Source organism: Vibrio sp. OPT20 (assembly GCF_963889365.1).
GTDB classification, from domain to species: Bacteria; Pseudomonadota; Gammaproteobacteria; order Enterobacterales; family Vibrionaceae; genus Vibrio; species Vibrio splendidus.
Genome location: NZ_CAWPOA010000058.1, coordinates 366,651 through 381,822, shown reverse-complemented (window position 1 = coordinate 381,822; position 15,172 = coordinate 366,651). Strand labels below are relative to the sequence as shown.

At 45.2% G+C, this 15,172-nt stretch carries 13 protein-coding genes; 8 read left to right on the top strand and 5 right to left on the bottom strand.

Features of this window, described 5'->3' with window-relative positions; translation table 11 throughout:
• Nucleotides 1–386 precede the first annotated feature (386 nt).
• Both AACR09_RS13770 and AACR09_RS13765 read left to right on the top strand, forming a co-directional pair.
• Nucleotides 387–890, top strand: coding sequence for an acyl-CoA thioesterase (locus AACR09_RS13770; RefSeq protein WP_004732005.1), 504 nt, complete (start codon nucleotides 387–389; stop codon nucleotides 888–890).
• A 234-nt stretch (nucleotides 891–1,124) separates the two neighbouring features.
• A complete protein-coding gene (locus AACR09_RS13765; RefSeq protein WP_017079795.1) occupies nucleotides 1,125–1,397 on the top strand; it encodes a hypothetical protein in 273 nt (90 codons plus the stop codon).
• A gap of 583 nt (nucleotides 1,398–1,980) precedes the next feature.
• Here the strand turns inward: AACR09_RS13765 and malG are convergent.
• The 3 genes from malG to malE all read right to left on the bottom strand — a co-directional run bounded on the left by malG (nucleotide 1,981) and on the right by malE (nucleotide 5,720).
• Nucleotides 1,981–2,871 carry a maltose ABC transporter permease MalG gene (gene malG, locus AACR09_RS13760; RefSeq protein ID WP_017081399.1) on the bottom strand — a complete coding sequence of 297 codons (891 nt, stop codon included), beginning with the start codon at nucleotides 2,869–2,871 and terminating at the stop codon, nucleotides 1,981–1,983.
• A gap of 11 nt (nucleotides 2,872–2,882) precedes the next feature.
• Entirely contained in the window at nucleotides 2,883–4,454 is a 1,572-nt protein-coding gene (malF, locus tag AACR09_RS13755; RefSeq protein WP_017079792.1) for a maltose ABC transporter permease MalF, read from the bottom strand.
• Between the two features lie 81 nt (nucleotides 4,455–4,535).
• Nucleotides 4,536–5,720: a maltose/maltodextrin ABC transporter substrate-binding protein MalE gene (gene malE, locus AACR09_RS13750; protein ID WP_017081398.1), complete on the bottom strand. Its 1,185-nt coding sequence runs from the start codon at nucleotides 5,718–5,720 to the stop codon at nucleotides 4,536–4,538.
• A gap of 666 nt (nucleotides 5,721–6,386) precedes the next feature.
• On the opposite strand from malE, the gene malK reads away from it, so the two are divergent.
• Nucleotides 6,387–7,499, top strand: a complete 1,113-nt coding sequence (gene malK, locus AACR09_RS13745; RefSeq protein ID WP_004732014.1) for a maltose/maltodextrin ABC transporter ATP-binding protein MalK — start codon at nucleotides 6,387–6,389, stop codon at nucleotides 7,497–7,499.
• Nucleotides 7,500–7,729: 230 nt separating this feature from the next.
• Here the strand turns inward: malK and AACR09_RS13740 are convergent, their stop codons facing one another.
• Both AACR09_RS13740 and AACR09_RS13735 read right to left on the bottom strand, forming a co-directional pair.
• Entirely contained in the window at nucleotides 7,730–7,930 is a 201-nt protein-coding gene (locus tag AACR09_RS13740) for a restriction endonuclease subunit S (protein WP_193835190.1), read from the bottom strand.
• Between the two features lie 193 nt (nucleotides 7,931–8,123).
• Complete coding sequence (locus AACR09_RS13735) at nucleotides 8,124–10,040, bottom strand: methyl-accepting chemotaxis protein (protein ID WP_193835189.1); 1,917 nt, start codon at nucleotides 10,038–10,040, stop codon at nucleotides 8,124–8,126.
• Nucleotides 10,041–10,495: 455 nt separating this feature from the next.
• Here AACR09_RS13735 and AACR09_RS13730 point away from each other — a divergent pair, with 455 nt between their 5' ends.
• From AACR09_RS13730 to AACR09_RS13710, 5 genes are all read left to right on the top strand, one after another.
• Entirely contained in the window at nucleotides 10,496–11,452 is a 957-nt protein-coding gene (locus tag AACR09_RS13730) for an AAA family ATPase (protein ID WP_017084836.1), read from the top strand.
• Nucleotides 11,453–11,462: 10 nt separating this feature from the next.
• On the top strand, nucleotides 11,463–12,389 hold the full coding sequence (locus tag AACR09_RS13725; RefSeq protein WP_193835188.1) for a DUF58 domain-containing protein: 927 nt from the start codon (nucleotides 11,463–11,465) through the stop codon (nucleotides 12,387–12,389).
• Nucleotides 12,386–12,871, top strand: coding sequence for a DUF4381 domain-containing protein (locus AACR09_RS13720; protein WP_193835187.1), 486 nt, complete (start codon nucleotides 12,386–12,388; stop codon nucleotides 12,869–12,871). Before AACR09_RS13725 ends, AACR09_RS13720 begins: the two co-directional genes overlap by 4 nt.
• Complete coding sequence (locus tag AACR09_RS13715; RefSeq protein ID WP_416222634.1) at nucleotides 12,864–13,856, top strand: vWA domain-containing protein; 993 nt, start codon at nucleotides 12,864–12,866, stop codon at nucleotides 13,854–13,856. Before AACR09_RS13720 ends, AACR09_RS13715 begins: the two co-directional genes overlap by 8 nt.
• Nucleotides 13,849–15,172 (top strand): vWA domain-containing protein (locus AACR09_RS13710; protein ID WP_193835185.1); only part of this gene is annotated, 1,324 nt, incomplete at its 3' end. The genes AACR09_RS13715 and AACR09_RS13710, both read left to right, overlap by 8 nt.

Sequence of the window (15,172 nt, the reverse complement as noted above, 5' to 3'; positions counted from 1 at the left end):
GTAAAAAGACTAAAATAATTTAACTAAACCAGATAAACAGCGGTTAGTTGGCTAAAACAAAATAAGGTACCGCAATGAGTACCAAACGGCTTAGAAACACCTAGCATTACGCTAGGTGTTTTTTTTTGCAATCGACCTTTCTAGCTGTCAGCTCAACATTTATTGGTTCTTACTCAATATGGTTAGGCACCTGCTCAATCTTGCTTCATCCGCGTTTGCCACTCGCCTCTAACGCCTTTAAACATCAATATTCATCCGTTCGTCACCTGTTTGAAAAAATAGTCTTAATCGTGAGAAACACCGCTTTAATTTATGTCATCTTAAGTATATTGTTATTAGCAAGTAACAAGCATGTTATACAGCACAATAATAATGAAGGAAGATAGATGAGCAGTAACAATAACCGACCAGATGGTAAACGAGACGTTACTCTGCGTTTTTTAGCTGAACCTGGGGATGTGAACTTTGGTGGTAAAGTTCATGGTGGTGCAGCAATGAAGTGGATCGATTTAGCAGCCTACGCTTGTTCTGCTGGGTGGAGTGGTAAATATTGTATTACCGCTTACGCAGGGGGGATTCGATTCGTAGCTCCGATCCATGTTGGCAACCTTGTAGAGGTAAGTGCGAAGGTTATCTATACCGGTTCATCTTCTATGCACATCGCTATCGACGTTCAAGCCAGCGACCCTAAAGAACTCAACAACCGCCTAACGACTCACTGTATCGTTATTATGGTCGCTGTTGATGAAAATGGTAACCCGACTAAGGTGCCGGAGTGGGTGCCAGAAACACCAGAAGACATCGAATTAAGAGATTCGGCTATTCGCCTAATGAACATGCGAAAACAGATCGGTGAAGAGATGGAAGCACACGTTAAGTACCTTAAGTAAACTTTACCAACCACGCTACGCTACAAAACCATATTACAATGCCAAGCACCTGCTTGGCATTGGTTGATCTAATACCCTCGCTCTTTACATGCAAAGCCTCAGTAGATCTAATACGATCTATTAGAGCGTGATGCCCAGCCAAAGGTTGAAATGAATCGGCACTTGTTCGCGGATTTATTTTGACTGTAATAAAGTCGTCATTTTGCTCTGTTTAAATACCGCCAATCATAATGGATGTATTTGAATTTCCTGGAGCCACTCTTGAGCGTCACACGTCCCACTCTTAGCGAATCTACACTGAACAATTTAAAGGCGGTTGAGTACCAATGGGTTAGAACTTTGTACGTCGAAGGCTACGACAGCAACGAAATTAACCACTACATCCAAACTTGTTTTGGTGGTGACCAGACGTTTGCGGATCTATTTCGTCGTGTGGCACTCGACCAAGAAAGCATCTATGTGCTGTTGCAGCATCTTGGCTGTGCTCCTTCTAGTAGAGAATTCTAACCTCAACACCCGATTCCCCCTTATCTTTGAATCGAAAGATACTTCCAAGCAAACCAATAACTACAAGTGATAGCCATTCACAATGCATCAACAGTAGCCTGCCGTTATAGACACTTTCTGTGCAATCAGGCTAATCGTTGCATACAAATCATTGAAGTATCACGCATTGAAATATTAGCAATATATCAATAGAGCAACTGCCCCTTATACTGAGTGTCTGATTTGTGAGACTCGTTCATGCCATCCTGTAAGAGGAATGAGGCAGGAGAGATTCGGGAGAGAAGTGACTCGAAACTTTAATGGCTAAAGCAGCTATGAGCACAAAAACTGACAGGTAAAACGAACATCCGGACAAAGTAGAAAGCAAAAAGTAGCAGGCATAAAAAAACCCAAGTAAATACCTGGGTTAGAGTTACAAAAACCACTAATCATTAATAGCGTAAGGAACCTGATTAGTAGCCAGCTATGCGTAACCTGAGGGTTATTTTTATTACTGATCGGCGGCCAAACCAAATGATGTAATAAAAATGCCAATACAGAGCGACCTAGAAGGTCGCTCTTTGTCTTTCTTATAGGGTACAGCTTATCCTTTTACACCACCTGCCGTCAAACCGCCAACTAACCAACGTTGAGCAAGTAAGAACACGATAGTAATCGGAAGTGCTGAAAGTACAGCCGCTGCCGCAAAGTCACCCCATAGGTAGTTCTGAGGATATAGGTATTGCTGCATACCTACCGCTAGCGTGTAAGAGTTCACATCGGTTAGAAGGATAGATGCTACAGGCACTTCACCTACTGTTGCGATGAACGAAAGAATAAACACAACCGCTAGAATTGGTACAGACAGCGGTAATAAAACCAATCTGAATGCTTGCCAAGGCGTTGCACCATCCAGTGCTGCAGCCTCTTCCAACGAGTTATCAATCGTTTCAAAGTAACCTTTAATCGTCCAAACGTGCAGTGCGATACCGCCTAAGTACGAGAAGATTAGACCACCGTGCGTGTTCAAGCCTAAGAACGGGATGTATTGACCAAGCTTGTCGAACAGCGCGTAAATAGCGACTAGAGCCAGTACTGCTGGGAACATTTGGAAAATCATCATCGCTTTCAGGATAGTTTCTTTACCTTTGAAGCGCATACGAGCAAATGCGTAAGCCGATGTTGTAGACAATGCCACAATAAGAAGCGACGTCACACCCGCGACTTTAATTGAGTTCCATAACCACGTTAGTACTGGGAATGGAGGTGGTGTCACCGAGCCGTCAGCATTCGTTACCGACATACCAAGAGCCAGTTTCCAGTGCTCCAGTGATGGGTTATCGGGAATCAAACTACCGGTTGCGAAGTTACCTTCACGGAACGAGATAGCGATGATCATCAGTAGTGGGAAGATAATCATTGCCAAGAAGCACCACAACACTGCATGCGTTGCCCACACTCGGTATTTAAGGCCTTTACCTTGTACCATAGCCATTGTCGTGCTCCTTAATCTTGAGACAGTTTAGTGAAACGAAGGTTTAGTAACGCAAGTCCACCAACCAATAGGAAAATAAGCGTTGCGATTGCACTTGCTAGACCAAAGTCTTGACCGCCGCCGCCTTCGAATGCAATTCGGTAGGTGTAGCTTACAAGCAAGTCTGTGTAACCCGCTGGCTCTGAGGTGCCAATCATGTTCGGGCCACCGTTTGTCAATAGTTGAATCATTACAAAGTTATTGAAGTTAAAGGCAAACGCTGCAATCAATAGCGGTGTAAGCGGCTTAATCATCAATGGGAATGTAATACGCTTGAAGTTATCAAGGAAGTTCGCACCATCAATCGCTGACGCTTCGTACAAATCATCAGGAATCGCTTTTAGTAGACCCATACATAGAATCATCATGTAAGGGAAACCTAGCCACGTGTTAACCATCAACACCATGGTTTTCGCAAGAATTGGGTCAGAGAACCAGTTCGGGCTTAAGCCGAAGATATTCTCAAGCACCATGTTGATCTCACCAAAGCTCTGGTTGAATAGACCTTTAAAGATAAGAATCGAGATGAATGCCGGTACTGCGTAAGGCAGAATCAGTAGAACACGATAGATTGAACGACCTTTTAGCTCTTCCCATTGCACGATATTCGCAAGTACAAGCCCAATAACAAGTGTGAACGCTACGGTACATACCGAGAAGATCACCGTCCAAATAAAGATGCTGATGAATGGTTCTTTAATACCATCATCTTTCCAAACACGTTCAAAGTTATGTGTACCAATATTAACCACAAAGCCCGGGGAGATTGTGTTACCAGTAAACTCACCATTGGCATCAACAGGTTGATAGAAACCCTCTTCCATGTTTGGCTTGAGAACTTCACCCGTTTCATTGTTGATTAACGTTTGTTCATCGTCTTGTAGCGTGTAAAGCGGAGCAACAGAAGCAAACTTACGTAAGCCACTCATGCGGATGTCGTCACCGTTAGGCAGATGGAAATCAACCGCATTAATCGCTGAACGGTTTTGGATGATCGCTTTGATCTTCTCTTTCTCACCTTGTGCAGACTCAATTGCAGATAGGTCCATCTCTGTTGCACTCATATCTTCAAAAGAAAATACGTCTGTTGCTAACAGCTGGTCGCCATCTTTAACAACGATCTGGTGACCGTCATCAGTCTTGTACAAAGTAAATGGGTAGCTTTCACCGCTTTGGAATGAGCGATCTAAAAGAACGGTTTGAGTACGCTCTAAAGACAGTTGGTTTTTTGCGCTGTAGTTAGTGAACGCAAGCCCGACGGTATAAGCCAATGGGAAAAGAATGAACAAGATCATTCCGGCAATACCCGGATAAATATAACGGTGGGCGTAAGTTTTCTTACTGCCAAAAATGTAAAGTGCCAAAGCCGTTAAAATCACAGTAAGCAGCGCAAAAGCGAGCTCACCGCGTGAATACATTAGAATTGTAGCGTAGCCGTTAATTAAGCCAACACTACCAAGCAACCCCCATTTGATGAAGACGCTTTTACTGCCTAGAAGGCTTGATGGTGCTGGGATAGCATCTGTACCTTGAACTGACTGCATAGAGGAACCTGCTAGCGATATAGATAAAAAATAGAAAAGTAAGGAGAGGTTACCCTCTCCTTAAAAGGTAGTGCTTGGTTGTTACTTAGTCATACGACCTTCAGCAGCTTTTAGTGCTTGGTCTACTGTTTGACGACCGTCAACTACGTTACCGATCGCTTCTTCCATGCTGTACCAGAACGTTGTGAACTGAGGGATGTTAGGCATGATTTCGCCATTCATCGCGTTGTCCATTGTTGCTGCAATACGCGTGTCGCTGTCTAGTTGACGTTGGAAAGAGTTAAGAGCAACAGCGCCTAGTGGCTTGTCGTCATTCAGGCTCTTCATACCTTCATCAGTTAGTAGGTAGTTTTCCATGAACTCAACAGCTAGGTCGCGGTTTGGAGAAGCAGTGCTGATACCACCCGCCCATACACCAACGAAAGGCTTAGACGCTTTACCGTTGAACTTAGGTAAAGTTGCTACGCCGTAATCTACGCCAGCTTTCTTGATGTTTTCCCAACCCCAAGGGCCGTTGATTGTCATTGCAACGTTACCTGCAACGAATTCAGACTCAGCAACTGAGTAATCCATGTCTGCAGAGATAACTTTGTCTTGTACCATCTTCTCGATGAAACCTAGAGACTTCTGAACACCTTCAGTCGCTACGCCCGCATCTTTAATGTCGTAACCTTCTGCAGTCTGTTTGAATGCGTAACCGCCGTCAGCTGCAAGTAGAGGCCATGTGAAGTAAGCGCCACCACGTAGAGGCCACATGATCGCTTTTTTGCCATCTTTTTTAAGTTCAGCATCAAGTGCTGGAATTTCTTCCCAAGACTTAGGTGGGTTAGGAACAAGCGCTTTGTTATAAATTAGAGAAACTGACTCAACCGCTACTGGGTAAGCGATTGTTTTACCTTCGTATGAAACAGCGTCCCATGCGAAGTCTACGATACCTTCTTTAATTTCTTTAGAAGGTTTGATATCAACAAGAAGCCCCGCTTCTGCATAGCCGCCAAAACGGTCGTGTGCGTAGAAGATCATGTCTGGGCCATCGCCAGCCGCTGCAACTTGAGAGAACTTCTCTTCTAGTTTGTCAGGGAAAGCCACTGTTACTTTAACACCAGTGTCTTCTTCGAAGCGTTTACCTACTTCAGCCATGCCTTCATAAGCTTTGTCACCACCTACCCAGATAGTTAGTTGTCCTTCTTCGATAGCAGCATTTGCACCAAAAGAACCCAGAGCAACTAATGTTCCTAGAGCTACAGCGCTTAGAGCGTTTTTCATGTGAATATCCTTTTTTATATTTATACGTAGGGCACATCTACCAAGACGAGCCAGTTTTCAGGGCTTATGATCTGAGAAAATAGACTCTAGCTCATCATCCTAGCCACTACGCCCTAGCTATTATGGCTTAATTTCGTGATCGCCATCCGGTCAGATTAGAGACTGAAATCACAAAATCCATACTCCTCGTGATCAACATCACCGTTATGGGGTGGATTTATTTGAACTGGATCGCCAATTATTAATAACCCCATTTATCTACTCCTCCCCTACTACTCCCCCTCGTTAAATTTTCATTGGGAGGATGTACCATTGCGCCAATTCACCGAAACTGCATCCATCCAAGAGTGGATAGTAAGAACCCTTTACCAGCGAATGTCGTGTGTAACCGCACTGTTCATTTAGTTGGCTTCACTGCCCGCTGTTGTCTTTATTAAGCATCGAGCTAAATCTGTGATTGAATCACGGGGGAGATTTAGCTGGATGTGGGGGAAATAGGCACCAGTTTGGCTATGACGGGTGGGCTTGGTTAAAGAATCCAAGTCTCACCCACTTTTTTTCTTACTCATTCAATACTTACCAATTCCTACAGTTACTGCTGACCCAAAAATTTCTTATAATGATAAGCAGTAAAACTTAAAATTTGATCGATCGAGGACTAGCTAGATGGCGAGTGTCACGTTAAAAAACGTTTATAAATCATATGGTGATGTACAGATTTCTAAGGACGTAACCTTAGACATCAACGAAGGTGAGTTCGTAGTATTCGTAGGACCATCAGGTTGTGGTAAATCGACGCTATTACGCTGTATCGCAGGTCTAGAGGACATTACGTCTGGTGATTTGTACATTGGCGACCAACGCATGAATGACGTTGAGCCTTCAAAGCGTGGCGTAGGTATGGTATTCCAATCTTACGCGCTTTACCCTCACCTTAACCTTTACGACAACATGTCTTTCGGCCTGAAACTAGCGAACGCTAACAAAGCTGAAATTGATAAGCGTGTTGAACATGCTGCAGAAATCCTTCAGCTTGGTCACCTTCTTGAGCGTCAGCCTAAAGCCCTATCTGGTGGTCAACGTCAACGTGTTGCTATCGGTCGTACTCTGGTTTCTCAGCCAAACGTATTCTTACTTGATGAGCCTCTATCTAACCTAGATGCTGCGCTGCGTGTTCAAATGCGTTCGCAAATCACTAAACTACAACGTCAACTTGGTTGCACCATGATCTACGTTACCCACGACCAAGTGGAAGCGATGACAATGGCCGATAAGATTGTTGTTCTTGATGGCGGTTATGTTTCTCAAGTGGGTAAACCTCTTGATCTTTACCACTACCCTAAAAACCGTTTCGTGGCAGGCTTTATTGGCTCGCCGAAGATGAACTTTATGTCGGTTCACATCGAGCAAGCTGAAGCAGAACGCGTACAAGTTCAACTTTCTAACGGTATGACTTTCTGGATCCCAGTTGATGGTACGACTGTCAATGCTGGTGACCGTATGTCTCTAGGTGTTCGTCCTGAACACTTGTTGTCTGCTGAAACAGGTGATGCGACGATTGAAGCTGAAGTGATGATGGTAGAGAAACTAGGTAACGAAACACAAGTGTACCTAAACCTCGAAAGTGCTGATGCTGACGTTATTTATCGCCAACCAGACACGTTGACGATTGAGTCTGGTGACAAACTAGCGATTGGTATTCCTGCGCACCGTTGTCACTTGTTCCATAGCGATGGTCGCGCATGTCGTCGCTTGTACAAAGAGTACGGCACCGACTAATCGGTTCGCCTTTTTAAGATATAACTTGCCCATATCGAATCCCTCTTACCAAGTAAGAGGGATTTTTTTGTTTAAAGACGCCAGCTACTTTCGCTTTGATTGTTTAATTTTGCGCACCGCTCAGTTAGCTTTTCGCGCGGCAATAAAAAAGGCCTAGCGGATGCTAGACCTTTATCTGTTTGAGCTAAAAGCCACCCTACCTAAACGATATAGGTTGGCCCTGCAGAAACTTAGTGGATTGGCGTATCACTTGTTTTGTTGAACTGGCCAAAATGCTTTTCTAACACTTCTGGTGTTAGTTTGCCTTCCGCTTCTAGTCGCTTAAATTCAGCAACGATCGCTTTTTGCTCTTCAATTGATGGCAGTTTTACTTCTGGCTCATCGCCCATCTCTTGAGTCATCTGCTCTAGTGCTTTTTCAAAATCGCTCATGATACTTACCTAAATATTAAACCTAATCAGATTTTACTCATTTACGCTCTGTGATGCTAGAGCGATTAAGTGCAAAGCCCGAAACCAGATCAAGCTAAGGCCAGTTAGAAGAAAACAACCCCCTAAATAAAAAGAGCTGGATTCATAGTTAAATGAACCCAGCTCTCTGTCAACGTCACTAGCTCAAGCAGCATTACAGCTTAAATGAACCAACCATCTTATCTAGGCGAGAAGACAGGTCGCGAAGCTCTTGGCTCGCTTCAGCAAGCTGCTCAGCGGTACCCGTTGTCACTTCATTGATTGCGTTAATCTCTTCAATGTTCTGGTTGATGGTATGAACTACGGTTGATTGCTCTTCCGTTGCCGTTGCGACTTGCGTGTTACGATCGGTGATGTCTACGATGCGGTCCGAAATGCCACCCAGTACATCTACAGCTTCATCCGATGCAGCTACACCTTCAAGGGTAATGACTTTACCTGTACTCATTGCTGCTACTGCATCTTTAGCATCGCTTTGCAGTTGGTTGATCATCTTCTGAATCTCTTCCGTCGAGTCTGCCGTGCGACTTGCTAGATTTCGTACTTCATCTGCTACCACGGCAAAGCCACGGCCTTGCTCACCGGCACGCGCTGCTTCAATCGCTGCGTTCAATGCAAGTAAATTGGTTTGCTCTGAAATATCACGAATAACACCCAGAATGGAGCCGATATCTTGTGTTGTTGAAGCAAGTTGTTCAACCACTTGACCCGTGCTTTCGATATCTTGAGCTAAACGACTGATCGCGTCTTTTGCTTTGTTTACCACAGAACGGCCCACTTCAGTATTGCCCGAAGCTTGAGTGGCTGTTTCTGCTGCTGTTGCCGCGTTTGATGCAATCTCACTGATGGTCATGCCCATTTGGTTAATGGCAGCAACTACTTGAAGGGTTTGATCACGTTGCTCTTGGCTATTATCGTGGGTGATGTGTGCTTTGTTAGAAACACTCTCTGCCGCCACTTGAAGCGCTTGGCTTGTCGAACATACTTCTTTCATAGACTCGTGAATCTTTTCAATGAATCCATTAAAGCCCTTTGAAAGCTGTGCAATTTCATCGTTGCCTTTCACTTCGATACGCTGCGCTAGGTCGCCATCACCTTCGCCAAGGTCACCGAAACGCTTAGCCAGAAGTTTAATCGGTTGAGTAATGCTGTTCGCCAGAACTACGCCCATTAGGATAAAGACTAAAGCCACGATAGCAGTCATGATCAGCATCTTTTGCGCAGTCGCGTCTAGCTCAGCAAATACTTCGCCTGTTGGTACGACACCAATAACAAACCAGTCCATCGACGACACGTACAAGCTCGCCACAAACAACTCTTGGCCTTGGCTTTCAGTGGTAATAAGGTTAAAGCCCGATTTGTTCAGTAGTTGACTTGCTTGAGGACCGTAGAGTTGTTGAAGTGAAGAATCGCTACGAGAACGCTCACGGTGAATTTGAACATCACCTTGGCTATCGGTTAAGAATACGAAGCCTGTATTTTCAATCTTAAAGCCATTGAGTAGGTTAACCATGTCATCCATCGATTTTGATAGACCAGACATCGCCAAACCAGAAGGCTGCTGATAGTTAGCAAACATCTTCACTTCGCCATTCGCTTCTTGGAACATGCTCACCATGGTCGGCTGTCCAGATTGCGTAAAGCCAAAGAACCAACCGTCTTGTTGTTGGTTTAGCTGGCGTAAGAAACCATCTTGGTTCCAGTAGTAAGCTGTTTGACGGTTCGCTACCGAGGCATCGTTCAACTGATACTGGTTACGAACATTGTTCAGTTGTTTCACCAGCTTGTTTTCTAATGCCGGATCGCGATCGGTCGATTCGATAGCATCAGAAATGAATTCATTCGAAGCAATTTGCTCCGCAGCTAACAATAACTGAGAGACTTCACGGTCAATTTCACCATTGATTCGCTCCAACATACCGGGAAGCTCAATATCAACCAATCGATGGCTCAATACATCTCTTGCTTGCTGTTGTGCCATCGCGCCGACAATCACTGTCGATGCAAGAACCGCAAAGGTAATTCCAAGTACAACTTTTTGTTTGATACTCAGAGAGTTAGTTTTAAACATATTTGGACCTTTAAAAGAATCGCTCGTTATTGGTATACCCTGAACAGGACTTTTTTAGTGCACTCCAACAAGCAATGCACAATCTGAGTGATGTATCGGCCAAAACCAGTAAAACTAGAGACTTTTCTCTCAAAAAAACTGCAAATATGATGTAACAATCAAAACCATTCAGATTGGATATGAATTGACTAAGCAAATATCGTACTGTCGAGAATCGATTTTAGCTCTCAGCCCTGATATCTAACCGAACTCAAACAACGACCTCCCCCCGAGCTTTTGTATATAAAAACCAATTGATATGGTAATAATCACACCCTAACGATGTTTTTAGCTAAACACTTGTAAATCTTTCCAATTTTGAAAAAATAAATTCCGCAAATGTACTGGAACTTTTTCCTATTAATAAGTGACCAATACTCAAAATAAGAATCAAATGGCCCCCAGAGAGTCCAAAAATGCATAAAAATAACTTCGAAATCCTTCAAAACTACTTAGAGTCTCAAATCATTGGTCAGCAAGAGCTCGTTAAGCAACTGATGATAGCCTTACTGGCAGATGGTCATATCCTTGTTGAAGGGCCTCCAGGGTTGGCAAAAACCCGTGCAGTAAAGTCACTGGCTGACTGTGTCGAGGGAGATTTTCACCGTATTCAATTTACCCCTGACCTATTGCCTGCCGACCTAACTGGTACCGATATTTTCCGTCCCGAAACGGGAGAGTTCACCTTCCAATCAGGTCCGATTTTCAACTCACTGATTCTAGCGGATGAGATCAACCGTGCTCCGGCGAAAGTACAAGCCGCTATGTTAGAAGCGATGGCGGAAAAACAGGTGACTGCAGGTCGAAAAACCTATGCTCTACCGGACCTGTTTTTGGTGATGGCAACGCAAAACCCGATTGAGCAAGAAGGTACTTACCCACTACCAGAAGCACAGTTAGACCGTTTCTTGTTGCATTTAGAAGTGGCTTATCCAGACATGGAAAGTGAGCTGGAGATCTTGCGCCTAAACAGAGGCGAAGCTCAAGGCAACCAACCTGTTCAACCAGAGCCTATTTCTCAACAAACTATCTTCGAAGCTCGCCAAGAAGTGCTCAACATTCACATGGCAGACACCATTGAGCAGTACATAATCAGACTGGTTATGGCGACTCGCCAACCTAAGCAATACAGCGACCAACTGGATCAATGGTTAGACATGGGTGTCAGCCCGCGTGCAACCATTGCGTTAGACCGTTGTGCCCGCGCTCACGCTTGGCTTGCTGGCCGCGACTATGTTACGCCACAAGACGTTCAAGCGATGGCATTCCCTGTATTACGCCACCGTCTGCTGCGCAGCTACCACGCACAAGCCGAAGGGGTCACTGCAAACCAAGTGATCGCTCACCTTATCTCGTTGGTTGGTAGCGCCTAGGGATACGCGCATGAATAATCAATTACCCAACCATAGTGACGGTGTCACGTTAAATCTGGACGAACTGCTGCAATACAAAGCGCAGTCTGTTCGCTGGTTGCCTCCAGCCAAGAGCCTTTGGTCGCAACTTAACGGTCAACACGAGAGCAATCGTAAAGGTCGCGGGATGAATTTCTCTGAGGTTCGTCAATATCAGGCAGGCGACGATATCCGCAGCATTGATTGGCGCGTCACGGCGAGAACAGGCAAGGCGCACACCAAACTGTTTTCTGAAGAAAGAGAACAGCCTGTGATTTTGTTCTTAGATCTGTCGAGCAGTATGATTTTCGGCTCAACCTTGTTGCTTAAATCGGTTCAACTCGCGCACTTTGCCAGCCAACTTTGCTGGTTAACCGTCGCTCAAAAAGACCGTATTGGCGCAGTGATCGATACTGGCCAAGAGATCATTGAGATTAAACCCAGTGCTAGCAACCATGCTCCGCTACGTATTTTACAAAAAGTCATAGAAATCAATAACGCAGCGCTGACCAACCCAGACAATCACAGCGACACAACCTTAGAGCATGGGCTGAAATCTCTTCACCAGCTTTGCCCGAAAGGCAGCGATATCATTATGCTCAGTGATTTCGTCCGTTATAACGAAAGTAATTACTCACTTATCAATCAAATACGTCGACATAATCGAGTTCGCTTGGTGCATTTTTACGACCCGTTGGAGCAAGGTGTTACTGCATTCAAAGGTTCAAAACAGATCACCGACGGCAATAAAACGCAATGGTTTAACTTTTCATCAAGCAAGGAAAAAGAAAAGCTCAGTCACGTATTTGATCAGAAGCAACAACAACTGATGCAAATGAGCCTTTCTCTGGCGATCCCATACAGTTCATTGTCTTGTGCGCAATCGTTAATGAGCCAAGTATCAGGAGTTCAGTCATGAATCAACCTCTCGACCTGAGCCCGATTATTACGCCAAGCGCACCATCATGGTGGCCTTTGGCATGGGGTTGGTGGGCTGTGATTATTACGGCTATTGCTCTGATCGCCTTAGTGTTTTTCATTGTAAAACTCAGACAAAAGAACCAATACGCGAAGAACGAAGCACTTGCTTGCTTTCGTGATAGTCAGCCTTCCAATACCTTGTCTCCGAGTGCAGCTCAAGACATCCTTCGTCAGGCTGCACTGAGCTATTTTCCACGCGACAAAGTGGCAGGCTTATCTGGTGACGATTGGTTGGCGTTCTTAGATGCGCAATTGGCGAAGCCGTTGTTCGCCGCAAAACAATCGCAATGGCAACAAGCGCTCTACCAAGATACAGCCTTAATGAGCGACGAACAGAAAAAGGCTCAACAGCAATTGGTTAATGACTGCGAAACCTGGCTTCGTAAAGCCCTTCCTCCAAAGCGAGGTCGTTATGAGTAATTTTCTAAGCACTAACTTGTTAAACATCGAGTTCGTTTGGTGGTGGATGTTCTTCATCGCGCCACTGCCGTTGCTCGTTTACTTGTTCTCGCCAAGGTCAGAATCAAGCAGTGCCCTTAGGCTTCCGTTTTTGCCCGAGGACAGCAATACCAAAACGCCGAGCAGCCGCTTACCCAAAGCCTTGTCGGTCATCATCTGGCTTTTATTGGTAACTGCGATGGCACGCCCAGTTTGGTACGGTGAACCTGTTGAGTTTCAGCCGAAACACCGTGATTTGATGCTGGTTGTCGACCTCTCCTACTCGATGAGCCAAGAAGACATGCAGTTTAATGGTGAATACATCGACCGTTTATCTGCGGTAAAACATGTATTGAGTGACTTTATTGAGCGACGCAAAGGTGACCGAGTCGGACTGGTGTTATTTGCTGATCACGCCTATCTGCAGACGCCACTGACGTTAGATAGAGACACGCTTTCACAACAACTCAATCAGGCTGTGTTAAAGCTGATTGGTACTCAAACCGCGATTGGTGATGGTATTGGCCTTGCCACCAAAACCTTTGTCGACAGCGATGCCCCTCAGCGTGTGATGATTCTACTCAGTGACGGCAGCAATACTGCGGGCGTATTAGATCCACTAGAAGCCGCGGATATTGCTAAGAAGTACAACGCGACGATTTACACCGTGGGTGTCGGTGCGGGTGAAATGATGGTCAAAGAGTTCTTCATGACTCGTAAGGTCAATACCGCTCAAGACTTGGATGAACGCACACTAATGGAAATCGCCAAACGCACTGGCGGTCAGTACTTCCGAGCGCGAGACAGCAAAGAGCTGGCAACGATTTACGACACCATCAACCAGTTAGAACCCGTGACGAATGCCACTAAGATATGGCGACCGCAACAAGAGTGGTTCGTATGGCCACTGTCTGCGGCAATGTTCTTCGCATTTATGCTGTTAGCCATTAGGAGAAACAATGTCTAACTTTACTTTTATCTACCCATATTGGTTCTTGGCTCTTGCCGTGCTGCCCGTTATTTGGTGGCTTAGCAAGATACAATCCAAGCAAGGGTTATTGGCGTCACACATCGCCCGTTATTTGGCTCCAGAATCGAACAAACCCTCGAAAAACCGCAGCGCTTATTTCGGTGTTTGGTGGTTGGTCGGTGTCATCGCATTGGCCGGTCCAAGCTTTGAAAAAAATGAACAGCCGAGCTTTGAAAAAACACAGGCGCGAGTTGTGATCATGGATATGTCGATGTCTATGTATGCCACTGACATTAAACCAAACCGTTTAACACAGGCGCGATACAAGGCTCTGGATCTGCTTTCGTTATGGAAAGAAGGCCTAACGGGAATGGTGGCATACGCCGGAGATGCTTACACCATCAGTCCGCTAACGTCTGACATCAACACCATCAAGAACCTCGTACCCAACCTATCACCAGATATCATGCCCTTCCAAGGCGGCAATGCAGCATCGGCAGTTAAGCTTGCGATTGAGATGATGACTCGTGCTCATATCTATAAAGGCGATCTGGTACTGATTGCTGATGATATTGATGGTCAAGAGAAGAAAGATATCGACTCGCTACTCTCTGGTAGTAATTGGACGTTATCAGTCTTGGCTGTAGGTACGGAAAGTGGCGCGCCGATCTCGTTACCTACAGGTTCGATGTTACAGACCGACTCAGGACAAACCGTGGTTGCGAAAACCAACGTAGGCAATATGCGCGACCTGACTCGTCGCTCTGGTGGTACGTTCACTGAAGTTCAATTTGATAACTCAGACGTTGAACACATCGCAAGTTACCTCGACCGAGTTGCAACGACATCAGAAGTGACTAAAACCAATAACTCGCTCAACACCAGAGTGAACAACGGTTTCTGGTTATTACCGTTTCTGTTACTTCCTGCACTTGGGCTATTTCGAAAAGGGGTCATGTGGTGTGGCCTAGCAGTGCTTGTCTCGTTCAGCCAACCGAATACTGCGTTTGCAAACCCTTGGAAAACCGATGACCAAGTGGGTTATCAGTTGTATCAAAATGAGGACTTTCAACAAGCCGCAGAACAGTTCGAACAGCAAGAATGGAAAGGCATCGCGCAATACAAAGCCGGTGATTTCGAAGCGGCCGAGCAGACGCTACAAGGTCTTTCTGGTGAAGATGCTCGCTACAACCTCGCCAATGCACAAGCAAAGCAAGGCAAGTACGACCAAGCGATTGAAGAGTATCAACGTATTATCAAAAACAACCCTGAACATGCTTATGCGAAGAAGAATCTAGAGATTGTCGAACAGG